Consider the following 23,153-nt stretch of genomic DNA (forward strand, 5'->3'; position numbering starts at 1 on the left):
ATGCGGGCCCTGCGGGTGCCAGCTCCTGGAGTTGTTCGACGTGTCCAGGTCCCGATGAATCAGTCGACCAGCGGTCCCCACTCCCCGCGCCGGTAGTCCTCCATGCGGAGCCGGTGGCCGGTGCGGTGGTCCGTCACCTGGCCGTCGCGCTCACGCACGGTGCGCACCTTGTCGCCTCGCATGCCGCTGCCCAGCTGCTGCCGGCGCGCGGCGTTGGCTTGGGCGGCGGCGCCCCGCTCGGCCTCGTCCAGCAGCCGCGCGCGGAGCAGCCGCAGCGCCAGCTCGCGGTTGCGGTGCTGGCTTCGCTCCGCCTCGCAGCGAACGGTGAGGCCGGAGGGCAGGTGGGTGAGGACGACGGCGCTCTCGGTCTTGTTGCGGTGCTGGCCTCCGGGGCCGCTTCCCTTGGTCGTGCGCCATTCCAGCTCCGCCGGGCGCAGCACCCGCTCCGTCTCGGAGGGTTCGCGCAGCACGGCCACCGTCACGGTGCTGGTCTGGATGCGGTCGCGCTTCTCGTTGGGGGGAATGCGCTGCCAGCGGTGTCCGCCGGGCTCATTGCGGAAGAGGTGCGCGGCGCGCAGGCCCTCGGCGCGGAACACGAGGAGGCCGGGGCGCTCGTCCAGCACCTCCAACTCAAAGCCCCCTCCGAGCCCCCAGCGCGCAGTAGACGGAGAACTGCTCGCGGACGAGGAGCCGGGCATCCTGCCCGCCCTCTCCCGCCCTCACTTCGACGATGACTGCTTCCATGGTGACCTCCACGCTTCGGGCAATGCGACGGTGCGCAGGTGCCAGACCTGACGGCTCCGGGGTGAAGCACCGAAGGCGTGTCACACTGTCATCACACTTCTGCGCGGCCAGCGGTTCTCCGGGAGCGAACCTCCGAGCGGGAGGGGCCGCGTGAGTGCCAGGCGCACAGGCGGGATGGACTCTTTCGCGCCCTTGTCGATTTCATCCGCCCTCATTCGTCGCCCGGCTGCAGAACCCGTTATCCACCTCACCTTTTGACACGGGACGTCATGAACAAGCAGATCATCTTCAACCTGCCGGTCAAGGACCTGGACAAGTCCAAGGCCTTCTTCTCCGCGCTCGGCTTCAGCTTCAATCCCCAATTCAGCAACGAGAGCTCGGCGTTCATGGTCATCGTGGAAGGCAGCATCCAGGCCATGCTGATGACCGAAGCGTTCTTCAAGTCCTTCACCAACAAGCCCGTCGTGCAGTCGAAGGAGGCCAACGAGGTCATCATCTGCCTGAGCTGCGAGAGCCGGGATGAAGTGGACAGTCTGATTGCCAAGGCCGTCGCCGCCGGCGGCCGCACTCCGCATCCGCCCGAGGACCACGGCTTCATGTATGACCAGGGCTTCGAGGACCTCGACGGCCACCTGTGGAACCTGGTCTGGGTGGCGCCGCAGGCCTGATGCGGCCGGCCGGGCTGCTCAGCGCTCGTCCCAGTCGCACCTGAGCAGCCCCTGGTTCGCGGTGCCGGCCAGCTCGCCGTGCCCGCTCCAGCCGCCCCCGTCTCACCGGAGTACGGGGATTCGGACCAGGAACAGGGCCCGCCCTCCCCCGTGCGCCGCCGTGCTGTACGGGGTATCCAGCATGCGGTCCGAGACTCGCAGGCGCCCGGAGAACATGCCCGTTGCCCAGAAGGCCTGCTTCCCTACCACGAAGGCCCTGAACTCCAACCAGGAGGCCTGGGTCCCAGGCCTCAACTCCGCCAGGGGCCGCATCGCGCCCGTGAGCGCGTCGACCCCGATGAACACGGGGTGCACTCTGCCGGGCGCCGTGCTCCGGACCCCAGTGAGGACGACCTCCTGGGGCCCGGGTGAGATGCCTATCTCCCGGGGCAGCGCATCCTCCTGTCCAGCCATGGGCAGGAGCCATCGCAGCTCGCCCGTGTCCGGATGGATGCCCGCGACGAGGGAGCGGGGCTCGGAAGTCATGCTCACGCCCCCCCTCGAAGAAGAGCTGTGGACGCGGTCAAGGATGTCGGTGATGCCATACACCAGGTTCGTGCTCGAGGCGGCGACCCGGTCCGCACGACACCGGGTGCCTTCCGTGTCGAGCATCCGCTCCCAGAGGGGCTCCCCCGTCCTGGCGTCGTGTGCGCGAAGGAAGCACCGGTCCCCCTTCGCGTCTGGCTGCTCGACCAGTTTCTGGTGGGAGAAGCCGTACTCGAAGGTGTTGCCTGCCACCACCAGCCCTCCGCCCGGCAGCAGTGCGCTCGATTTGGGCTCCCCCGGCTCCGTCCGCTTCCATTCCAACGCCCCGTCCGGTGTCAGGCTGAGCACGACCATCTGGTTGATGCGCGAAGTGGTCACCGCGAGGATGCGCTCCGGCGTCGGCGTCAGCTGCAGTGGCTGGTCGTTGCCCGCGGAGGAGACGCCCGGCGGCTCGAAGCGCCACACGACACGTCCCTGCCCGTTCAACCGGAGCACCGTGGGTTTGCGCGAGTAGCTCTCCTCCAGGTTGCAGCGCGTGTATCGCTCTGTCGGGTCTGGCTGGGCCTCCTTCGCCTGGGGGCCCAGCTCGAACAGGCCCAACGCGGAGACATAGAGGGTGTCGTCATCCAGCGCGGCAACACGAAGGCCCTCGCCGCAGGTCCGCGCAAGCAGCACCCACCGCACCGCTCCCTCACGCGACAGACGCGTGACGAACTGGGAGGTCTCCTCACGTGCAACGACGAATGGACCTGTGGCCTCCCGGCCTGCTTCCACCTCGCCCGTGAGCACCACATCGCCGGAGGGGAGCTCGACCACGTCCTCCCCTCGGTCGTATCCCCCCTGTGCCTGGGACACCATGCCGCTCAGCAGCATTCCCTTCGCCGCGGTACCTCCCAGCCGGCCCACCGGTGTCCGCGCCGCGCACGCCGAGGCACACGCGACGAGGAGCAGCCCCCATTGACAGCGGCTCCACACGGACCGCCATGAACCCCGGGAAGCAATGCCTGGAGAATCCTTCATGCCTGGAGTCTGCAGGGCAGGGACAGGGTTGGAAAGCAGGAGCGTGCGGGCCGGTGCGGGGGGATGGCGCTTTGGAGGCAAAACCGACGCGGGGCCACGGCCCGAACACGCCGGCCCACCGCTAGGGAGCCGGCGGCTCCGTCGCCCGGGCCTCGGAGACGATGGCACCGTGCCCCTCCCCCGCGAGCGCGAGCACCTTCTTCGCGTAGCTCTTGCGCAGGGGGGCGTCGCCCGCGCGGGCCGCGGCGCGCATGGCGCCCCCGAGGCTTCGCAGCCTGCCCGGAGCGTGCACGAGGCTCTGCTCGTACGCGGCGCGCGCGGGCCCTGGCTCGCCGAGCTCCAGGAGCAGGTCTCCGAGCAGCTCGCGCGCGGGCAGGAGCGGTCCGGGGGAGACCTGGTGCGGACCGATGGCCTCCTCCAGCGTCGCGGCCTCGGCGAGCAGCTTCTTCGCCTCCGCCTCCTGCTTCTCCACGTGCGCCGTCCACCCGAGCACCGAGAGGCGATAGGACTCGAGCAGCTTGCCGAAGTACGCGTACGGGCCTGTCTCCACCGTCTTCGCATGCTCCGCGAGCTGCGCGGCGGCGGTGCGCGCGCCCTGCACATCCCCCATCCGCGCGGCGCCGAGGCCACGCGCGTAGGCGACGAGGCCGTTCACGAACGGGTAGCGCTCCGACGCGGCAATCGGCGCCACCTCTAGCTTCGCGGCCTCCGCCCACGTCTCCCGCTCCAGCACATAGCGCGCGGGAGTCATCGCGCGCGCGAAGGCCGCGGGGAACTCGAGGGGCGGGTAGACTTCGCGCCCGGTCGCGACCTCCTGCACCACCGCGCGCGCGTCGGCCTCGCGCCCCTGCTGGAGGTAGCCATAGCCGAGGTAGTCGAGCGCGTGGAACGTGTCCGCCATGACGCCGCCGGGGTGACGCACCGCCATCCATCGCGTGGCGGCCTCGATGGAGCGGCGATTCGAGCGGATGTTCTCCTCCCACTGCCCCAGCCGCACGTAGATGTGCGAGGGCATGTGCAGCGCGTGCGGCACCTGGGGGGCGATGGCCTCATAGGCCCTGGCGGCCTTCAGGCCCTGCTGTGCGATTTCCGGATAGTCATAGGCGTGGATGAGGTAGTGGACCAGCCCGGGGTGCTTCGGGTGGTTCGCCCAGGCGCGCTCGAGCAGCCCGACCGCGCGCTTCTGCTGCGCGAGCGAGCGGTCCTCCTTCGGCGCGGTGCCGAGCAGCGCGAGCGAGTAGAAGGCCGTCACCTCCACGTCCGCCGGAAAGCGCCGGTGGAGCTCCTCGAGCGTGGCCCGGAAGGCCTCCGCCCGGCCACCCGGCGTGGGCGCCCCGCCGTGACATGACGGAATGCCCTCGGCGCTCTTCGCGCTGCCACCCTTCACTCTGGGCGGCAGCCGGTCATGCCAGTAGGCGTGGATGGCGGAGATGAGCCCGACTTCCATCGGGCTCTTGCCTCCGAGCTTCAGGGCGAGGTCGGCCGCCGCGGTGCCAGCGGCGACCTCCTCGGGGGACGGAGGCGCCCAGAGGGGGTGGTAGTAGGTCATCGCCTCTCCCCACCGCGCCGTCGCGCAGCGGGAGTCACGCTCCGCCGCCTTCTGGAAGGAGATGCGGGCCTCCTCGTAGAAGAAGCTGTGGAGGAGCGCGACGCCGCGCTCCAGCTCCGGGCGCGCGGCGGGTGCGCAGCGCTGGTGCACGGAGACGGCGCCCACCGCGCCCAGGTCGACCTGCGGGTTCGCGACGGGCGCGGCGCCGAGCGACAGCGCGAGCGCGGAGAGACAGAGTGCGGTCTGCATGGTGTTCCCCCGTTTGGCCTGACACGTTCGCCTCGCGAAGGGGCCGAGAGCAAGTGCCGGAGCCTGGAACGTACGGGCCCCGCCACTCCGGAGGCCGCCTCTCGCCGCGCCGCGCGCTCCGGGACGGCGACTTCGGCTCCGGGGTACGTCGTCCTCCACCAGGGGCAGCTCGAACGGGTTGCGCACGGTGCCGTTCTCGATGAGGTACGGCGTGCCCTGGAAGCGCAGCAGGCGGGCCGGGGACTCCTTCCGCGACCAACACTTCAGGCTGTCCTGCTCCTGCGCCGACACGGCCCCCCGGCGTCATTGCTTCGCGGACGCACTTCCCCATACGGAGGCGGGCGCGGAAGCGCGTCGTGGCCTTTCGGCTTCACCGAGAGCCTCGGCGCGCAATGGACCTCCATCTCGATTGCGCCACACGGGCGAGCCCGCGCGGAGGCGCTCGTCGCGGAGCGCTACGGCCGCGAGGACTGGACACGCGACGCCGTCTGCTGACCCGCTAGGATGAGCGCTCCTCAGAGGAGCCGGTCATGTCCGAGCACACCATCGCGGCGATGCAAGCAGGCGCCGCGGCCAGCAACCACTTCGCCTTCGCCCTCCAGGCCCGGTTGGGCGCGAAACCCGAGAACACGTTCTACTCCCCGGTCAGCCTCTCCCTCGCGCTGGCGATGACGGCGCTCGGGGCACGGGGTGACACCCAGGCGCAACTGGAGCGGGTGCTCGGGCTCGATGCGGTGCGGGAGACGACCTTCCAGAAGGCCTACGCGGCGCTGGGTGGCCACCTCGCCGCCGCCAACAAGAGTGGGAACGTGGAGCTGCGAACCGCCAACCGCCTCTGGGGACAGCGCGGGTTCGGGTTCCTCCCGTCCTTCCTGGACGCGACGCGCAGCCACTACGGCGCATCGCTGGAGGAGGTGGACTTCCAGCGGGACACCGAGGCCGCCCGCCAGCACATCAACCGATGGGTCGCGAAGGAGACGCGGGAGAAGATTCGCGAGCTCATCGGGAAGGAGGTGCTGGATGACCTCACGCGCCTGGTGCTGACCAACGCCATCTACTTCCGGGGCACATGGCAGGACCCGTTCAACCCCGACTACACCCTGGATGACGTACCCTTCCACGTCTCGTCCCGCAGGACGGCGAAGGTCTCCATGATGGAGAGAATGGAGTGGTTCTATCACGGCGAGGACGAGCTCGCGCAGTGGCTGGAGCTGCCCTACGAGGGCGGAGAGGTGGTCATGCTCATCGTCCTGCCGAAGCGCATGGACGACCTGGTCCGGCTCGAGGCGTCACTGGACGCGCAGGTGCTGGACAAGCGGGTCTCCCAACTGGACGGCGGAAAGGTGGAGGTGAGGCTGCCGAGGTTCAAGCTGTCGACGACGCTCCAGCTCAACGACGTGCTGTCCGACCTGGGGATGCCGCTGGCATTCGACCCGCTCCTCGCGGACTTCTCGGGCATGACGACGAAGGAGCCGCTGAACCTCTCGGCGGTGCTGCACCAGGCGGAGCTCACCGTGAACGAGCAGGGGAGCGAGGCGGCGGCAGCCACGGCGGTGGCCATGATGACCAGGTCGGTGCCCCTGGAGCTGACGCGCTTCCACGCGGACCACCCGTTCCTGTTCTTCATCCGGGACACGTCGAGTGGCGCGGTGCTGTTCCAGGGGAAGCTGGTCGACCCCGAGGCGTAGTGCCTCGGTCGCCCCGGCTGTACATGCGGTCGAAGGTGGGTGACAGCGCCGCAAGCGCCGCATCGGCCATGTCCTTCACTCGGCGAAGCGGATGGTCCTTTGGAACGCGCTCTCCCGGCGTCCTCAGGCTGAACATCGTCGCTTGCTGCTTGGGCGTCCCACGCATCGCGTCCTCCGATGCGCGTCTCCTCTCATGAGTAGGGGCGGGGTGTCGCTCCCCCGCCCAGGGACTGTCTCAACAGCCTGCTAGGGCGCGCCGCATCTCGTTTTCTGAAACGCAACGGTCGATGGCTTTTGGGCGTAGAGGCATGCCTTCTCCTGGGCCGCGCAGTGGGACGATTTCACCTTGTCGCCCCTTGAATACTTTGCATGGCATTCCTTCCCCTGCGCGATGCATGCGTTCTTGCAAGCCGCTTGAATTTCGTTGGGCTTGTTCCAAACGTAGTCAATCCTGGCTCCGCGGCTGGGGTCGATGAAGAGCTTGAAGCGAACGTTTTTGACGTTCCCCTCGTCCTTGATCTTTTTCTTGTCGTCGTGGCACGCCACGGTGGGGGCGGACAATCCGCCCAGGGGGTATGAGGGGCTCCCTTTGGCCGCGGAGGCTGGGGGCATCACGCAAAACACGTGGGCGGGCGACGTCGGGGGGCTCTCCGGCGGCGGCTCGCTGTCGGCGGGTTGGGCGTAGGCAAGGGACACGGCGAAGAGAGAGACAGACAGAAGGGTCTTCATTCCAGGAGGATAGTTGGGCCGGACTCCCGCCGTCACCGCGATAGGAGCGCTCAACGTATAGGCGGAATGGGCGGCCACTTTCACCTCGGCGTCCGGTAGCCGCGCTGTGCGCCCCCTCGGACGCTGGCGGGCCGTGGCCCTCGAGGGGGTGCGCGGCCCCGCCGCGTGCCTGCGCGCACTCCTTGCCTGTCCGGCGGCCTGGGTGGCCCAGCCGGTGCCGCTCAAACCGAGGTGTCGGGGACCTCTGCCCTTCAGTGCAGCCACTCCCCTTGGGGCAAAGCCTCGTGCAGAGGCCAGGACAAGGGGACGGTGCGCAACCCCAACTGCCTCAACACCTCCTTGATGCCGGGGCCTTTGAGCACCTCCACTCCCCTCCGGCGCCCGCCGCAGCCAGGACAGGTGAAGACGTCGAAGTCGAAACTGCGCTTGAGCAGCGTCGCCCCGTCCAACCGCGCTGCGCACTGCGCCCTCCTCACCTCCGCAGCGCCAGCAGGGGCCTCAACGTGGGTGCGCGCGGAGGGAACGCTGGACGTACCGGCCGGGTCCGCGTGCGCGCGCCCGGTCATTGAGGGGGGACGTGGCCGGCCGGGGACTCGGGGTTGACGACGTGGAACTCGTGCCCCTGCGGTAGGGCCGGGCGTCTGTCACTACCCCTGGAGCGGTAGGGCCGGGCGTGCGACGTTGTGCGAGCGTCGCGCCCATGGAAAACGACAAGGCCTATCGAATCTATCTCCGGAGCGTTGCGCGACTCAACCTCGATTTGGTCGGCGACCCAATTGAGCATCTGGTTGCCGCCGCCATTGGGGCGATAGACGCCCGCGAGTTGAAAGCCCCCCGAGGGCCCGAGGCGCTGACGCAGGCGGTCGACCGTATCCTGGGGCGAAGCGAAGGCACAGGCGAACCAGTCGGTGGAGGCATTGGCCCCATGACCGCCGGACGTCCCGCGCGCTGAAACGAACCGGTCATTGATGCAGACGTGTCGGGGCGGGCGCTTAGGGCAGCCTCCCCTGCAGCACGACAGGAGATTGCCTACATGGACGAGTCGAAAATCAAGTCGGGAACAACCGTGGAGATTCCCGGCATGTCCGGGCCGACGAGTGAGCTGCAGAGAATCCTCGAGGGAACCGAAATCACATTGGAGGATGTGCGCACCGCGGTGGCCCTCCTGGCCGCCACCGCGAAGGGGCAGTCGACTGTGGTGGTTGGGAAACTGGGGATGGGTGGCGGTGCAGCCATGGTGCCCCCGCTTCCTAACGCGGACGACGTGCGGCAGCTCGAGAAGCGGCTGGAGAGCGTCGAGGCCCGGCTCCAGGAGACGAACGAGAAGCTGGACCGAGTACTGGCGGCGCTCAGCGCGAAGTAGCAGAGGACATCATGGCGATATTGATGGTCAGCTACGACTTGGTGACGCCGGGCCGCGACTACGCCGACCTGTACGCAGCACTGAGGACCTATAGAACTCGAGCCCGCCCTGTCGAGTCTGTGTGGCTCATTCAAACCACCAAGACCACTGAGCAAGTTGCCGACCACCTCGCTCAGCACATTGATGCCAACGACAAACTCATTGTGTTGATTGTGGATACAAGCGATTGGACGACCTACGGCTTGGGGAAGAGAATCCTTCGGTGGCTTCATTCGAGGCTCTGAGGCTCTCTTCCAGGGTCGCCGCCGCCACGAGCACACCGCCCTGGGGATGATGGCCTGCGCGGTGTCGCAGGCCCACCGGTCCTGCCCTGCCTGCGTCATGTGCAGGCCGTCGCCCGCGTCGTACGTCACCCGCAGGCGCGTGGGCGTGCCCGGCCCGCCGTGGGTGACGTAGAGGTCCACCAGCACCAGTCTGCGAGAGCCGGTGCAGCAGAAGTAACCGCACTGGCGGCGCTCAGCGCGACGTTGCAGGCCGAGGTGCTAGGGTTCGCCAGCCATGCGGACTCTTCACGTTTTGTGGCTTTCGCTGGCCGTGTCGTTGCTGGGCTGCTCCACGACTCCTCGCGCTCCTTTGCAGCAGGCGTGGGCCGAGGCTGCGGAGGAGTGCGACGACCCCGAGGAGGACCAGTGCGTCACCCTCCTGTGCCTGGGTGACGCCTGCGGCTTCTACCGCTGCGAGGACATGCCCAGCGACGTCGAGCTGACGCGCTTCCCGGGGGCGCGCCCTCCTCCGGCGGCGCCGGGCAGTGGCCCGCGGAGGAACTGGGGCGGCGCGGGGAAGCTGCCCGGTGGTGCCGTCATGGTGTTCCCCCACTGGAACGGCGCTCCTGAACGAATCATCCCCCCGTCACACCGGCTCCCGCCTGGTCACTGGGAGAAACACCACATCTTTCCCCAGGAGCGGCAGCTGGCTCTCTGGTTCGAGCAGCAAGGCGTCAAGATCCACAGCTACACCCTGCCCATTCCGCTGGACCTGCACCGGCGGATTCACAACCCCGGAGGACGTGGGGGGCCGTGGAACCAGGCCTGGCGGGATTTCAAGGATGCGTACCCCAGCGCCACTCCCGAGCAGATATTCAAGCACGCTGGCGAGCTCATCTACCGGTTCCAGCTCCTGGGAGGAGGGCCACTCCAGCCCTATCATGCCGGCACGTGAGGGCTTCTGTCAGATGACCCGGTTTTTCTGGATGCGCGAGGACAGGTCGGTCGCGGAGAAGTACGGAGGGGAGGTCAACGCCGCGTCCAAGTGGTCGCTTCCAGGGACCACGTGCCCCGCCTGCGTCACCTGGGCCGCCGCAGGCCACTACTATCCGTGCGTGGACCTGTCCCAGTTGCCCGAGCGCCGTGAGTTCGAGAAGGCCAGGCGCGAGTCCTTCTCCGAGTTCACGCGCCTGCGCGAACTGGTGCGCCCCCTGGCGCCTTCGGGGGCCGTACTGCCACCCGGCACGGGCTTCGGCCCATTGGAGGGCCCCGCCTTCGGAAGCTTCCCTGCCTTCTCGTGGCTGGTGGGGGTGCTCATGGTACGCCGGGACGCGCTGGAGCGCCTGCAGGCCGAAGACCTACGGGGCCTGGAGCCCTGCCGGACGGCGCTGCGCTTCCGGCAGAAGAACAACCCGCCGGAGCTGCTCGACCTCCAGCTTCATCCCCTGGGCCAACTGCACCCGGACTGCATCCCGCCGGACGCGCCTCCACCATGTGCCACCTGCGGCCGACACGGTTTCGGCCGCCCGGACGAACCCATCCTCGACGCGGCCTCACTGCCCACGGACCGGGACCTGTTCCGCGTGGGCAACTTCGCGACCATGCTCATCGGCACCGAGCGCTTCATGGAAGCGGTGCGCCGCCTGGACCTGGACGGCATCACCTTCCGCGAGCTGCCTACGCGTTGAGCGGCCTCACCACGTATAGGCGGGATTGGCGGCCACTTTCACCTCGGCGTCCGGTAGCCGCTCTGTGCGCCCCCCTCGGACGCTGGCGGGCCGAGGCCCTCCAGGGGTGCGCGGCCCCCGCCGCGTGCCTGCGCGCGCACTCCTTGCCTGTCCGGCGGCCTGGGTGGCCCAGCCGGTGCCGCTCAAACCGAGGTGTCGGGGACCTCTGCCCTTCAGTGCAGCCACTGCCCTTGGGGCAAAGCCTCGTGCAGAGCCCAGGGGCAGGGGGACGGTGGGCAACCCCAGCTGCCTCAACACCTCCTTGATGCCGGGGCCTTTGAGCACCGCCACTCCCCTCCGGCGCCCGCCGCGGCCACGACAGTCAAGTCAGACCTGCGTGCTTGCGTGGCGCTTCTCCAAGGAGGAACGCCGATGAAGCAACGCAGGTCTGTTCACGCCTCGAGCCTGGGCGGTCTCGCCCTCGGGCTGGGACTGCTGGCGGCACCTTTCGCGGACGCGACTCCGAGCGCCTTGCAGGAGCGGGTTCCCGCGAGCAAGTCGCAGCCTGCCCTCGCGGCAGACGTGGCCGTGGAGCGGCTGGTGGTGAAGTTCCACGAGGGCACGCGGGTGCGGCTGCGTGGTGGCCGGATGGTGGCGCTTTCACAGGAGCGCGAGCCGTCCGAGCGCGCGGGACTGGCGCGCCGGGGCCTGACGGACGCGCGGCTGGAGGCGGACATGGCCTCTGTGCTCTCGGTGCTGGAGCGCGCGCCCCGCCTTGGCGCTCCGGGCCGGCTGTTCCAGGAGGCGGAGTCCGTGCTGTCCGAGCACAAGCGCACCGGTGAGGAGCGCGGTGGCCGCCAGCTCGCGGACCTCAACCTGTACTTCGAAGTGCCGCTGCTCCCCGGCACGTCGGCGGACGACGTGGCGAAGCTGGTGGCGGACCTCAACGCGCTGGAGAGCGTGGAGGTGGCCTACGCCGAGCCGCACGCCGAGCCCGCGATGGTGGACTTCGGCATGGATGCGGCCGTGCGGAGCCTGCTGGCGGCCGTCGACCTGCCCCCGACCACGCCCCTGTACGAGAGCCGCCAGGGCTACCTGAACGCGGCGCCCACGGGCATCGACGCGCGGTACGCCTGGACGGTGGCGGGTGGCGCGGGCGCGGGCATTCGCATCGTGGACGTGGAGGGAGGCTGGCGCACCACGCACGAGGACATGCCGAGCCTGTTCTTCCAGGGAGGCACCCAGGCCAGTGACATCAGCTGGCGCAACCACGGCACGGCTGTGCTCGGTGAGATGGTCGGCGTGGCCAATGGCTATGGCGTGACGGGCATCGTCCACCAGGCGCAGGCCGGCGTGCAGAGCTACACCGTGGGCACGGCGAGCGCCATCTCCCAGGCGGCGAGCGCGGCGGGCCCGGGCGGCGTGGTGCTCATCGAGCTGCATGCGCAGGGCCCCTCGGACGGCACGGCCTGCACCTGCAACACCAGCCAGTGCAACTACATCGCGATGGAGTACTGGCAGGCCAACTACGACGCCATCGCCACGGCCACCGCCAACGGTGTCACGGTGGTGGAGGCGGCGGGCAACGGCAGCGCCAACCTGGATGCGGCCGCGTACGGCACTGCGTTCAACCGGAACGTGCGTGACTCGGGAGCCATCATCGTCGGCGCCAGCACCGCCAACACGCGGGTGCCCATGTGCTGGACGAACTTCGGCAGCCGCGTGGACGTCCACGGCTGGGGCGAGCAGGTGACGTCGATGGGCTATGGCGACCTGTTCGCCAGCGGCGAGGACCAGTACTACACCGCCAGCTTCAGCGGCACGTCGAGCGCGTCGCCCATCGTGACGGGCGCGGCCGCCAGCCTCCAGGGTGTCGCGCGTGCGCGTGGCCTGGGCGCCCTGGCTCCACGACAGGTGCGGCAGATTCTCGCGGCGACCGGTACGCCGCAGGCCGCGTCCAGCCAGAACATCGGGCCCCTGCCCGACCTGCGTCGGGCCATCAACCAACTGAGCAGCGGCGGCACCGTCTGCAAGGGACAGACGCCGGCCGGGGCGTCGAACTGGCAGGTCTATGGTACCGACTCCGTGTACCTGGACGTGGACACGTCAGGCTGTGGCTTCACCTCGACGCCGCTGTACTTCACGTCTCTGGGTGGGCACACCGGCAACTGGCTGGCCAGTGGCGCCACGGCAATCTACTCGCCCACCGCCACCGGCTTCCGCGTCTTCATCCACATGCCTGGCATCACCCCCGCCGTCGCCAACCAGTGGGGCTGGTACCTCAACTGGCAGGCCACGCCGAACAATGTGAGGCAACCCTCGCTGTGCACCGGGCAGACACCGCAGGGGGCGTCGAACTGGCAGGTCTATGGTACTGACGCCATGTACCTGGACGTGGACACGTCGGGCTGTGGCTTCACGTCGGCGCCGCTGTACTTCACGTCCCTGGGTGGGCACACCGGCAACTGGCTGGCCAGTGGCGCCACGGCAGTCTACTCGCCCACCGCCACCGGCTTCCGCGTCTTCATCCACATGCCCGGCATCACCCCCGCCGTCGCCAACCAGTGGGGCTGGTACCTCAACTGGCAGGCCACGCCGAACAATGTGAGGCAGCCCTCGCTGTGCACCGGACAGACGCCGGCCGGGGCGTCGAACTGGCAGGTCTATGGTACCGACGCCATGTACCTGGACGTGGACACGTCGGGCTGTGGCTTCACGTCGGCACCGCTGTACTTCACGTCCCTGGGTGGGCACACCGGCAACTGGCTGGCCAGTGGCGCCACGGCAATCTACTCGCCCACCGCCACCGGCTTCCGCGTCTTCATCCACATGCCCGGCATCACCCCCGCCGTCGCCAACCAGTGGGGCTGGTACCTCAACTGGACCGCCCGGTAACCGGGGTGCTCCCGATACAAAGCGGGCCCTGACGCCGTTCGTTCGCCATTCGTCACGGGGGCCGGGATGAAATCCCCGGCTCCCGTGTTGGGCCCACCTTCCATGCGCCAGACCGTCGAAGCCCACCTACGGCACCTTCGGCTTCGACAGCGACGGCATGGACCGGTCCACCAAGCCTGGCGACAGCTTCTACCGCTACGCCAACGGCGGGTGGATGGACAAGACCGGGATTCCCGCGGACCAGACGCGCGCTACGGCATGTCCACCGGCTGGTGGAGCAGGCCGACCAGCGCAAGGTTCCCTCCGTCGACAGGCGGCACACCGCCTTGGTGAGCGTCTCCTTCACCGCCGCCTTGCCCTCGGCGGTGCGGCAGACCTCGACCAGGGTGCCCACGGTGGCCTGGCATGCGCGCTGGGTCCGGTCCTTCAGCGGTCGAAGGCGGGGGAGCTCGCCCTGTCGTAGCTGCTCTTCAAGGCCGTCCCGCAGGCCTTGTTGACCGCGTCCTCCTTCGCCTTCAGGTCCTTCCCGCAGGTCGCCCAGCCGTTCTTCTGCGCCACGGTGAGTCGTGCTGGTGTCGGAGAGGAGTCGTCGGCGATGGCAAGCGAGGCGAACAGGCAGAGGCTGAGGGACAGAATCCGGAACATGGAGACTCCTGGCGGGATGGGACGGCGGGAATACGGTCCGCCGGTCCTCCAGGAGCCGCGCCTGCGGGAATCCTTTTGCATTTCATGGCCCTGGGGGGCCGTTCAGTGTCGAGAAGAAGGCGGTCTCCGCTGACGCTCTCCACTTCCGCCGGAATGTTCACTCTCCTTCATTCCGAGTTCTGAGAGACTTTGCGAAGCCTGCGGCCGATTGGAGCCATCATCCAATGACGTTGGCGGGGGGATCCACATGGCAATTCATCGCACCCTTGTTTTGGGGGTGGGGACAGCCGTCGCGCTCACGGGGAGCGCCTGCCGTTCAGACCCATCGGAAGTCACACCGAAGCCCACGGAACAGTATGGCGGCCCGGGCTCAGGCTATACCGCCCAGTGTTCCGGCTGGTTCCCGGATTGGATCTCCGCTTTTCCACCTCCGGACGGCACCGCGTCATTCCAGTTGGCGCAAGGGTACTTCCTGGGGATTCCCGTCCTGGGAACGGTGAACGGACAAACCGTCGTCACGGCCTGGGATCCTCCACAGCCGAGCACGAATGGACCGAATGCACCGTGGCTCGCCCATGACTTCCACAATCCCGCGGAGCGCCAGAACTATCTGAATGCGCTCAAGGAATACGCGCTCGCAGGGATGCCCGAAGCCGGCTTCGTGGCCCAGAAGAACACGACCCGCAACTGGTACCACGTCCCGATGATGACCACGAGCCCGTCGAGCCGGCGAGAGCCCTATCACGGGGTCACCAAGGAGCGCGCGCTTCGAGCGAGCGACCACGCGTGGATCATCGACGCGCCAGCGGGAGCCCCGGTGGACACGAACGACCTCGATTCCTTTGCCATCGGCTATTACAATCAACTTGGCAGCTACACCCTGGGGCAGGTGTTCAAGGACCCCGACCCGGCGCTGTCGGATCCATCGAAAGCCCGTTTCATCGACGGAGCCTTCGTATTCAAGCTCATCTTCGCCGAGTATGACCCGACGAAGATTGTGTCCGCGCTCGATCCGCTCGTGAACGCGCCAGAATGGCAGGTGCAGGATGTGGAGGCGCCGGATCAGCCTCTCAAGAAGGTGCGACTCCTGCAGGTGGATGTGGCGCTCAAGGACCCTCGGTCGACCCAGACGGGGTGGGTCTTCGCCACGTTCGTCTACGACAAGACCTCGGCTGAGCCCAACGCCTGGCGGAAGCTCACGCCCGTGGGACTGCAGTGGGGCAACGATCCTGATGTGACCGCCAGTGGCGTCGGCACCCTGGATGAAACCTGGATCAACCCAGCCCTCCCCGCGGTCTTCCAGGGACAAACCGGCCGGCATGGTCGCCTGAACGGGCCCGTGGACAACCCGCGCTCATCCTGCATCAGCTGCCACTCGACGGCGCAGGCCGTGGCGGGCGCCGCTCCACTGGCAGCATTCCGGGGAGCGCCGTTGGTCCCGCCCTCGCCGTGCTCCGATGCGCAGGACATGCATTGGTTCCGCAACATCGCCAGCGGAGTACCCTTCGGGGTCATGAATGGTTGTTCTCCTGCCGTGCCTCCCAAGGGCACTCCACCCCTCCACTCCCTCGACTACTCGCTCCAATTGGCGGACGGCTTGGAGTCGGCGCTCTTCCGCAAGAACCCGAACCCCTGCAAGGAGACGGCGAGAGCCGGGGCGACGAAGGCGCCGCTCACCCGTGAGGCCCTCGGACAGGGCAATGACAAGCGGATGATGTTGCCCGGGAAGACGCGGGTGAAGGTAGATGCGAAGCTCCTCAAGCAGATGTTCGATGCCGAGCGGGAGCCTTTCGTGCGGTAACTCCCAGTATTTGATGGTTGCCCTTGCAGTGCGGTTTCCGCTCGTGGTGTATGGAGTGGGATGGCTGCATGGCATCGAACTGCAGGATTCGATCAGCGCGTATTACTGGGCGCCGGACGGAACGAATCCCCCATCCCGTGCCTGGTTCGTCGGCGGCCTGCTTGGGGTGGCCGCCCTCCTCTACCTCTACAAGGGTTTCAGCTTCGCGGAGCACGCGGCGCTCAACCTGGCCGCTGGCGGGCCGTGGCCCTCGAGGGGGTGCGCGGCCCACCGCCGCGGGCCTGCGCGCACTCCTTGCCTGTCCGGCGGCCTGGGTGGCCCAGCCGGTGCGGCTGAAACCGAGGTGTCGGAGACCTCTGCCCTGCAGTGCAGCCACTCTCCCCTTGCAGCTGAAGGCCACCAGCAAGAGCGTCTTGCCATCTCCGGTGCGCTGAAAGGCGATGCTCACGCCCTCGATGAGGCCGAGCGGACTGCGGGTGACGAAGTCATTGTCGCCGTAGGCTTCCAGCTCCAGCACCAGCGTGGGCTGCGCATAGAAGACGTCCGCCAGCAGCCTGCCGTCCTCCTCGCGCAGCCGCAGCCGTCCCAGGCTGTAGGCCTGGTAGTCGCCCAGGTACTGCTGCCACACGGAGCGGTCCGGCACGAAGGTGCTGGGAGCCCGGTAGAACGGAGGCGTGGCCGGGGGTGGCTCTGCCCCCAACAGCAGCGCGGCCACGCCCCGGGCCACCGACGTCATCGTGGCGCCATTGAGGTTGCCCAGGGCGGCCACCGCCACGTTGTCGTCGGGGAAGAGCAGGAACATGGAGCCGCTGCCCACCACCGAGCCGTCATGGAAGACGGCCCTCCGGCCGTACAGCGTCCCCACGTACCAGCCGAAGGCATAGGACTCGCCCGACCCCGTCTGCGCGACGGGCTGCCACAGCCGCGCCAGCGACTCCGGGCGCAGCACCTGCGTCTCCCCGCTCCGCCCCCGGGCCAGCAGCATCGCCAGGTATGCCCCCACGTCATGCGCCGAGGCATACGTCGCCGCTCCGGACGCATGCTGCGCGCGCGCCAGCAGCATGGGGGCGGGCCACACCTCCCCTCGCGTCCACACGTAGCCCGACGCGCGCGGCGCCTCGGGGTCCGGCACGGGGCCGAAGGTGGTGTGGGCCATGCCGGTGGGCCCGAAGACGTGCTCTTCCATGTACCGCTCGTACAACAGGCCGGACACCGTCTGGATGATGAGCCCGGCGGCGGCGAAGCCCTGGTTGGCATAGTTCCAGCCCGAGCCCGGCTCGCGCTCCAGCCGCACCCCGGCCAGGTCTCGCACCCGGCGCTCCAGCGCGCCGTCATCCAGGTCCCCCACCAGCAGCGAGCTCGTGGGCAACCCGGCCGTATGCGACAGGAGGTGCCGCACCCGGATGTCGCCGCCCCGGCCATCCGCCGTCTGGAACCAGGGCAGGTAGCGTGTCACCGGCGCGTCCAGGTCCACCTTCCCCTGCTCCGCCAACTGCATCATCGCCAGCGCCGTCATCGACTTGGTCGTGGACCCCACCGACACACGCGAGCACGCCGTCATGTCCTGGCCCGACTCCAGGTTCGTCATCCCGTAGCCGCGCACGTACGCGGGCCGGCCGTCCTTCAGCACCACCAGCGACAGTCCGGGCACGCGGCCTGTCTGCATCCGCCCGGTGACGAGTGGGTCGATGCGCCCCGTCAGCTCCGGGGGCAGCGAGGACGGCACCTCCTCACAGGAGAAGGGAGGCACTTCCGGAGACGGCGGGGAGTCTTCAGCGCACGCGGTGATTCCAGCGGCGCCCAGGTAGAGCGCGGCGGCGCAAAAGAGTTTCTTCAGCATCAAGCTGACGGCTCCCGGTGGGGGTTTGCACCCAAGCACCCGGCTCGGCGCGAACTGTCACCGTGGGCCCGGAGGCCGTGGAGATGGTTGCGGTGCCCTGCTTCGGTTAAGACGAGGGCATGAGACTCGACGAGCTCGGGCGTGAGGTGACCTTCGAGAAACTGGCGGAGCGCTACCGTGGCCACGACCTGTGGGACTGGTTCCTGGAGAATCGCGTCCTCGTCTCCTCGGAGGTGCGCCCGCGCCTCATCGAGGGAAGCATCAACACCACCGAGGACCTGGACACTGGCGATGGCCCCTGGGCGCTCATCCTCGAAGGCGACCTCGTGACGACGGGGGACATCGAGTTCCGAACGGGCGACTACGCCGTCAGCACCCTCATCGTGACGGGCCACCTCCGCGCCCGGAACCTCGAGTACGGGGGGAGCACGCGTGTGGCGGTGGACCGGGACCTCACGGTGTCCGGAGTCATCGTCGGCACCTACGGGACGGACGGCGCGATGCTGGGCGTCGGTGGAACGCTGACGGCCCGAGCGGTGCTGCTGGACTCCCACACCCCCATCTGGGCGAACGCGGGCGGGCCCCGCTCCGTCCCCGAGGCCTTCCGCACCCTCATCGTCGGTGGCCGGGGCTGGCGGGAGTTCACGCCCGACATCGAAGCCGACGATATCGAGCGGCACGAACAGACCTTCGTGCCCGAGGTGCTCGAGGGGCGCGTGCTCGACAGCGGCAAGGCGCTGGAGCATGCCCGGAGCGGCGGCAGCCCGTTCCTCCCCGAGGTGGAGCAGGCGCTGCGGGCGAAGAAGGGCCTCTGACGCGGCACCGGAAATGAGAACGGCGGCCCCCTGAAGGAAGCCGCCGTCCGTGCTTCAGGGGCTACCCACTACCGCGTGGTGAACGTGCCCACCGCGACGTCGATGGACTGCAGCGAGCTCGGCGTCCGGTGGCCGCTCTGTGCGCCCCCTCGGATGCTGGCGGGCCGTGGCCCTCGAGGGGGTGCGCGGCCCACCGCCGCGTGCCTGCGCGCGCACTCCTTGCCTGTCCACGAGGAGCCGGAGAACGAGGCGTATGCCGACGAGGACACGAAGAGGGTCCGGGTGAGCATTGGCGGCAGGTGGTACTTCGTGGAGGGCCGGGGCCGCTGAGCTGTGGAGGCTGGACGCTCGAGGTGACTGGGCGTCGGAGCCATCCTGCTTGCCGGGAGTGCCTGCGCCACGCCTCCCCGCCGCCATCCGGCCTTGCCGCCCGAGCACCACGGGCTCCCGGCCTGGAACGCCGCTCCCGTTTGCCCAGCTGCGAGCCGGAGTGTTGCCGGCCGGAGAGCGGCTCCAGGTGGACGCCTGGATGTGGCGCGACAGGATGACGAGGGTGCCGGGATTGAATCCGGACCCATTCGCCAGGACGATGCCGAAGTCACACTCCCCTATCCGCCCTCGGGCGTGAACGTCTCATCGACACAAAGCTCACTGCCGGGCGAGGAACGTGTGGGGCAGGACTACGCCTTGCGTACCGGGTAGCGCAGGTGTGTCACGCCGACGCCCGGAATCACCCTCGGGTTGCCAAGGACGGCTGGCGTGCCGGCGAGGTGGTCGAAGAGCCGGACTCCGGAGCCCAGAAGCACCGCCGCGATGTCGACGTGGATTTCGTCGAGCAGTCCCGCATTCAGGCACTGCTGGATGGTGTCAGCGCCGTGGACCCCGACGGACTTCCTGCCGGCGGCGGCCTTGGCCTGTTTCACGGCGCTCTCGATGCCGTCGGTCACGAACTGGACGGTCGAGCCGGGTCGCGGCCATCCGGCGGGGATGTGGTGGGTCAGTACGAAGGCGGGTCCCCAGGCGTGATTTCCGCCCCAGCCCTGGGCGACCTCGAAGGTGCGTCGACCGGTGAGCACGGCCCCCAGCTCGGACCAGAGACCGCGAAGGTGCTCGGCGCTCGGCCCGGACACCTTGAACGTCATGGGGTCCGCCCCTCCGGTGGGGAATTCGACGTCCCCCGAGTTGAAGTACCAGTCGAACACCTCGGCCACCCCATCCTTGGGGTCGGCGACGTAGCCGTCGAGCGACATGGACATGATTGCGACAACCTTCGACATGGCGGTGTTCCTTTTCAAAGGGGGGAAACTGCGTTCAGGGGAACGCACGGAGACGACGAACGAGGACGACGAGAATCGACACTGCGGCGCGCGGCAGAGGGGTCTGCCCGTGGGTATCACGTATGCGCGGCAGCCCGGCCTGGCCGCCCCCCACGGTGCCCGCGCTCACTGCGCCAGTGCGTACCCCAGCAGCCATTCGGCGTGGCACAGCCCCTCACAGTCGGCCTGGTTGGACGCGAAGTGGGCCTGGTCCGTCGCGCTGTAGCAGCGGTACACCGGCAGCGTGCCAGGCTGCGAGTCCCGGTACAGCCACCCGGCGGTGCGCAGTCGCGTGTAACCCCCGGACGCGCACGTCCCGTCGTTGGTGAGCAGGTGGTCCGGGTGGCCGGGCCAATGACTGACACAGTCCTCCAGCTTGATGGAGGGCAGCGGCGTGGCCGACCGAGTCCGGTGCGCACCGGTCTGGCAAGCCACGCTATAGAGAGCGGCATGGTCCCCTCGCGCAAGCAGCCCCTCCCCTCCTCCGCCGCACCTGCGCCGCTGTCCCGTCGCACCCTCCTCACCGCCGGTCTCGCGGCGGGCGCGCTCGGGTGCGCGGGGCGCGAGACGAGGCCCGCGGGGGGCGAGCGCCTGGACATGCTCATCCAGGGCGGCACCGTGTACGACGGCACCGGTGCGCCGGGAGTGCTGGCGGACGTCGGCATCGTGGACGGACGCATCGCCGCGGTGGGGGCGCTCGCGGGCGCGGCGGCGCGGGAGCGAATCGACGCGCGCGGGCTCGCCGTCGCTCCGGGCTTCATCGACCTGCACTCGCACGCGGATGGCACGCTGTTCGACGACCCGAACGCCGAGTCCGTCCTCCGCCAGGGCGTGACGACCGTCGTCGTGGGCCAGGACGGTTCCTCGCGTGCGCCGCGCGTGCATGCGGGCGCCCTGCGGAACTTCGAGGGCATGCGCGCGTTCTTCGACGCGGTGGACGCACTCTCGCCCGCCGTCAACGTGGCGAGCACCGTCGGGCTCGGCACCGTGCGGGAGACGGTCATCGGCCTGGAGAACCGCCACGCCACGCCCGAGGAGCTCGCGCGGATGGTGGCCCTGGTGGAGACCGCGCTCGCCGAGGGCGCGTGCGGCGCCTCGTCCGGGCTGGAGTACGTGCCGGGCGCGTTCGCCCCCCTCGACGAGCTCATCGCGCTCTGCCGCCCGCTCGGTGCGCGCGGGCTGACGTACGCGACGCACATGCGCAACGAGGACGACACGCTGCTCGAGTCCATCGACGAGGCGATTGCCGTGGCGCGTGGGGCGGGCTGCCCGCTGCACCTCTCCCACCTGAAGACGCAGGGTCCGAAGAACTGGGGCAAGCTCGACCAGGTGTTCGCCCGGCTCCAGCGGGCGCGCACCGAGGAGCGGGTGGACGTCTCCTTCGACCGCTACCCGTACATCGCCTACCAGACGACGCTCGCCAACCTCTTCCCGGCCTGGAGCCGCGACGGCGGCACGGACGCGTTCCTCGCCCGCCTGGCGGACCCGGTGGCCGGAGAGCGTCTGCGCGCGGAGGCGCTCGCGAAGGTGGAGAGCATTGGCGGTTGGGACCACGTGATGGTGTCGGCGGTGTCGCACGCGGAGGACCGGGCCGCGGAGGGTCAGCGGCTCGGCAGCTACGCGGCGGCGCTCGGCGCCTCCCCGTACGAGACGGCGGTGGGCCTGCTGAAGCGCAGCCGCGGTGACGTGGGCATGGTGGGCTTCGCCATGAACGAGGACAACCTCACCCGCCTCGTCGCGCACCCCCTCTGGATGGCGGCGAGCGACGGCTCCGCCGTGGCGCTGGAAGGCCCCGCGCGCCGGGGGCACCCCCACCCGCGCTCACTCGGGACGTTCCCCCGCGTGCTCGGCCTGTACGTGCGCGAGAAGAAGGTGCTGACGCTCGAGCAGGCCGTCCACAAGCTGTCCGGGTACCCGGCCTCGCGCATGCGGCTGAAGGACCGTGGGCAGCTGAAGGCCGGGATGGCGGCGGACGTCGTGGTGTTCGACCCGGCGACGGTGACGGACCAGGCCACGTACACGCAGCCCTTTGCCTATGCCACGGGCGTGCTCGCGGTGCTCGTCAATGGGGCCATCGCGCTGCGCGAGGGCGCGCGCGGGCCGCACCGGGCCGGGCGGGCCTTGCGAGTCACGTCCGCCCCAGGCTGAGTGGTCGTTCTTCCACGGGAGGAAACCTTCCGGACAGATTTCCGATAATCCGAAAGGGACACCACCGCCTGCGTACCCTGGAGTGCGCTGCGGAGATGTGCCCCTGAGTTCGTAGAGGCTCCCATGATCAGCTCACTCCTTCGCCGGCTCATCCCCACTGTCTCGACGACGTCCTCCCAGCCGGCGACGCCTGCCGCGCCGCCGCCGGCCCCGCCCGCGCCGGCCCCGCGCTTCCAGGACGGCTTCGACACGGCCCAGGCGGCCCCGGTGAACCTCGACGGCAGCGGGAAGGCGTCCTCCATCCTTCCACCGTTCCTCGAGCGCCTGATTCCTCCCAGCGGCCCCGAGCTGGTGCACCTCGGCGACGGATGGACTCCGCAGGGCCAGGGCTACGACGCCGGGCGCGGCGAGGTGCTCACGACGTACTACAAGGAGAACGACGAGCAGTGCGACGGCAAGTCCGAGGTGCTGCTCTCCATCCAGAACAAGGACACCGGTGAGGAGACGACCCAGGTGAAGCTGGGGGGGAACGGCGAGTTCCCGCCGCCTTCACATGGCGGAGGCGTCTCGACGGACGGAGACCAGGTGTACGTCTCCGACACGGACGCGGTGTATGTCTATTCCCGCGAGGAGCTCGAGCGGGCCGCCAGGGAGGGGACTCGCGCCGAGCCGTCGCAGGTGATGCCCGTGCCCGGTGACACGGTCGACCCCGCGGACCCGGAGACCGGACTGATTTCGAACGGCAGCTACATGACGGTGAAGGACGGCTACGCGTACGTCGGCGGGTACAGCAAGGACGGCGACGGCAAGGCTGGCGCGGTGTGGCGCTACAAGCTCGACGAGACCACGGGCGGGCTGTTGCCCAACCCCGAGGGGCCCATCCGCGCGCCCGACCGGGCGCAGGGGATTGCGGTCGTCGATGGCGCGTTGCTGTTCACCACCGGCAAGCACGAGCTGGTGTACCAGCCGTTCGACGAGAAGACCTTCACGGCGGACATCAACGACCGGCACGACATCAGCAACGACTTGATCGACCCCTACGCGCAGGGCCTGAACATCATCGATGGTGAGGTCTGGGTGACGTACGAGAGCGGCTCGGACAAGTACAAGGACAAGGTCGACGAACCCCGGACGCACATCCAGCGCATCCCGCTGGAGCAGCTCGACCTCGAGGACGCGGGGCTGACGCCGGAAGACCTGGAGGGCTGAGGCGCACGCCGGAAACGCC

The 23,153-nt window shown here is 69.0% G+C and carries 19 protein-coding genes; 11 read left to right on the plus strand and 8 right to left on the minus strand.

The window, feature by feature from the left end:
• Nucleotides 1-59 precede the first annotated feature (59 nt).
• Nucleotides 60-623 (minus strand): peptide chain release factor-like protein, encoded by a 564-nt coding sequence (locus ACX9TP_RS43105; protein ID WP_482976515.1) that lies wholly within the window; start codon nt 621-623, stop codon nt 60-62.
• A gap of 390 nt (nt 624-1,013) precedes the next feature.
• On the opposite strand from ACX9TP_RS43105, the gene ACX9TP_RS43110 reads away from it, so the two are divergent.
• Complete coding sequence (locus ACX9TP_RS43110) at nt 1,014-1,412, plus strand: VOC family protein (protein ID WP_482976516.1); 399 nt, start codon at nt 1,014-1,016, stop codon at nt 1,410-1,412.
• A gap of 102 nt (nt 1,413-1,514) precedes the next feature.
• Here the strand turns inward: ACX9TP_RS43110 and ACX9TP_RS43115 are convergent, their stop codons facing one another.
• Together ACX9TP_RS43115 and ACX9TP_RS43120 are read right to left on the minus strand one after the other, a co-directional pair.
• Entirely contained in the window at nt 1,515-2,753 is a 1,239-nt protein-coding gene (locus ACX9TP_RS43115; protein WP_482976517.1) for an outer membrane protein assembly factor BamB family protein, read from the minus strand.
• Nucleotides 2,754-3,078: 325 nt separating this feature from the next.
• Entirely contained in the window at nt 3,079-4,755 is a 1,677-nt protein-coding gene (locus tag ACX9TP_RS43120) for a hypothetical protein (protein WP_482976518.1), read from the minus strand.
• A gap of 530 nt (nt 4,756-5,285) precedes the next feature.
• On the opposite strand from ACX9TP_RS43120, the gene ACX9TP_RS43125 reads away from it, so the two are divergent.
• Complete coding sequence (locus ACX9TP_RS43125; protein WP_482976519.1) at nt 5,286-6,443, plus strand: serpin family protein; 1,158 nt, start codon at nt 5,286-5,288, stop codon at nt 6,441-6,443.
• A gap of 246 nt (nt 6,444-6,689) precedes the next feature.
• Here the strand turns inward: ACX9TP_RS43125 and ACX9TP_RS43130 are convergent, their stop codons facing one another.
• The gene (locus tag ACX9TP_RS43130; RefSeq protein ID WP_482976520.1) at nt 6,690-7,172 is read right to left on the minus strand and encodes a hypothetical protein; all 483 of its coding nucleotides are present in this window, start codon (nt 7,170-7,172) and stop codon (nt 6,690-6,692) included.
• Nucleotides 7,173-7,872: 700 nt separating this feature from the next.
• On the opposite strand from ACX9TP_RS43130, the gene ACX9TP_RS43135 reads away from it, so the two are divergent.
• The 5 genes from ACX9TP_RS43135 to ACX9TP_RS43155 all read left to right on the plus strand — a co-directional run bounded on the left by ACX9TP_RS43135 (nt 7,873) and on the right by ACX9TP_RS43155 (nt 13,360).
• Nucleotides 7,873-8,124, plus strand: coding sequence for a hypothetical protein (locus tag ACX9TP_RS43135; protein WP_482976521.1), 252 nt, complete (start codon nt 7,873-7,875; stop codon nt 8,122-8,124).
• Nucleotides 8,125-8,205: 81 nt separating this feature from the next.
• A complete protein-coding gene (locus ACX9TP_RS43140) occupies nt 8,206-8,535 on the plus strand; it encodes a hypothetical protein (RefSeq protein ID WP_482976522.1) in 330 nt (109 codons plus the stop codon).
• A gap of 558 nt (nt 8,536-9,093) precedes the next feature.
• Nucleotides 9,094-9,753 carry a SitA6 family polymorphic toxin lipoprotein gene (gene sitA6, locus ACX9TP_RS43145; RefSeq protein ID WP_482976523.1) on the plus strand — a complete coding sequence of 220 codons (660 nt, stop codon included), beginning with the start codon at nt 9,094-9,096 and terminating at the stop codon, nt 9,751-9,753.
• 13 nt (nt 9,754-9,766) lie between these two features.
• The gene (gene sitI6 / locus ACX9TP_RS43150) at nt 9,767-10,486 is read left to right on the plus strand and encodes a SitI6 family double-CXXCG motif immunity protein (RefSeq protein WP_482976524.1); all 720 of its coding nucleotides are present in this window, start codon (nt 9,767-9,769) and stop codon (nt 10,484-10,486) included.
• A gap of 411 nt (nt 10,487-10,897) precedes the next feature.
• Nucleotides 10,898-13,360 carry a S8 family peptidase gene (locus ACX9TP_RS43155; RefSeq protein ID WP_482976525.1) on the plus strand — a complete coding sequence of 821 codons (2,463 nt, stop codon included), beginning with the start codon at nt 10,898-10,900 and terminating at the stop codon, nt 13,358-13,360.
• 426 nt (nt 13,361-13,786) lie between these two features.
• On the opposite strand, the gene ACX9TP_RS43160 is transcribed toward ACX9TP_RS43155, so the two are convergent.
• On the minus strand, nt 13,787-14,005 hold the full coding sequence (locus tag ACX9TP_RS43160; RefSeq protein ID WP_482976526.1) for a hypothetical protein: 219 nt from the start codon (nt 14,003-14,005) through the stop codon (nt 13,787-13,789).
• A gap of 247 nt (nt 14,006-14,252) precedes the next feature.
• Between ACX9TP_RS43160 and ACX9TP_RS43165 the strand changes: the two genes are divergently transcribed.
• Nucleotides 14,253-15,806, plus strand: coding sequence for a hypothetical protein (locus ACX9TP_RS43165; RefSeq protein WP_482976527.1), 1,554 nt, complete (start codon nt 14,253-14,255; stop codon nt 15,804-15,806).
• Here the strand turns inward: ACX9TP_RS43165 and ACX9TP_RS43170 are convergent.
• Entirely contained in the window at nt 15,763-17,646 is a 1,884-nt protein-coding gene (locus ACX9TP_RS43170) for a serine hydrolase domain-containing protein (RefSeq protein ID WP_482976528.1), read from the minus strand. The genes ACX9TP_RS43165 and ACX9TP_RS43170 overlap by 44 nt on opposite strands.
• A gap of 119 nt (nt 17,647-17,765) precedes the next feature.
• Here ACX9TP_RS43170 and ACX9TP_RS43175 point away from each other — a divergent pair, with 119 nt between their 5' ends.
• A complete protein-coding gene (locus ACX9TP_RS43175; RefSeq protein ID WP_482976529.1) occupies nt 17,766-18,461 on the plus strand; it encodes a hypothetical protein in 696 nt (231 codons plus the stop codon).
• 680 nt (nt 18,462-19,141) lie between these two features.
• Here ACX9TP_RS43175 and ACX9TP_RS43180 read toward each other — a convergent pair.
• The gene (locus tag ACX9TP_RS43180; RefSeq protein WP_482976530.1) at nt 19,142-19,738 is read right to left on the minus strand and encodes a dihydrofolate reductase family protein; all 597 of its coding nucleotides are present in this window, start codon (nt 19,736-19,738) and stop codon (nt 19,142-19,144) included.
• Nucleotides 19,739-19,903: 165 nt separating this feature from the next.
• Nucleotides 19,904-20,212 (minus strand): hypothetical protein, encoded by a 309-nt coding sequence (locus tag ACX9TP_RS43185; RefSeq protein WP_482976531.1) that lies wholly within the window; start codon nt 20,210-20,212, stop codon nt 19,904-19,906.
• Nucleotides 20,213-20,227: 15 nt separating this feature from the next.
• On the opposite strand from ACX9TP_RS43185, the gene ACX9TP_RS43190 reads away from it, so the two are divergent.
• Nucleotides 20,228-21,925, plus strand: coding sequence for an N-acyl-D-amino-acid deacylase family protein (locus ACX9TP_RS43190; RefSeq protein ID WP_482976532.1), 1,698 nt, complete (start codon nt 20,228-20,230; stop codon nt 21,923-21,925).
• Nucleotides 21,926-22,048: 123 nt separating this feature from the next.
• Entirely contained in the window at nt 22,049-23,134 is a 1,086-nt protein-coding gene (locus ACX9TP_RS43195) for a hypothetical protein (protein ID WP_482976533.1), read from the plus strand.
• Nucleotides 23,135-23,153 lie beyond the last annotated feature (19 nt).

This window comes from Pyxidicoccus sp. M15, from assembly GCF_056858435.1.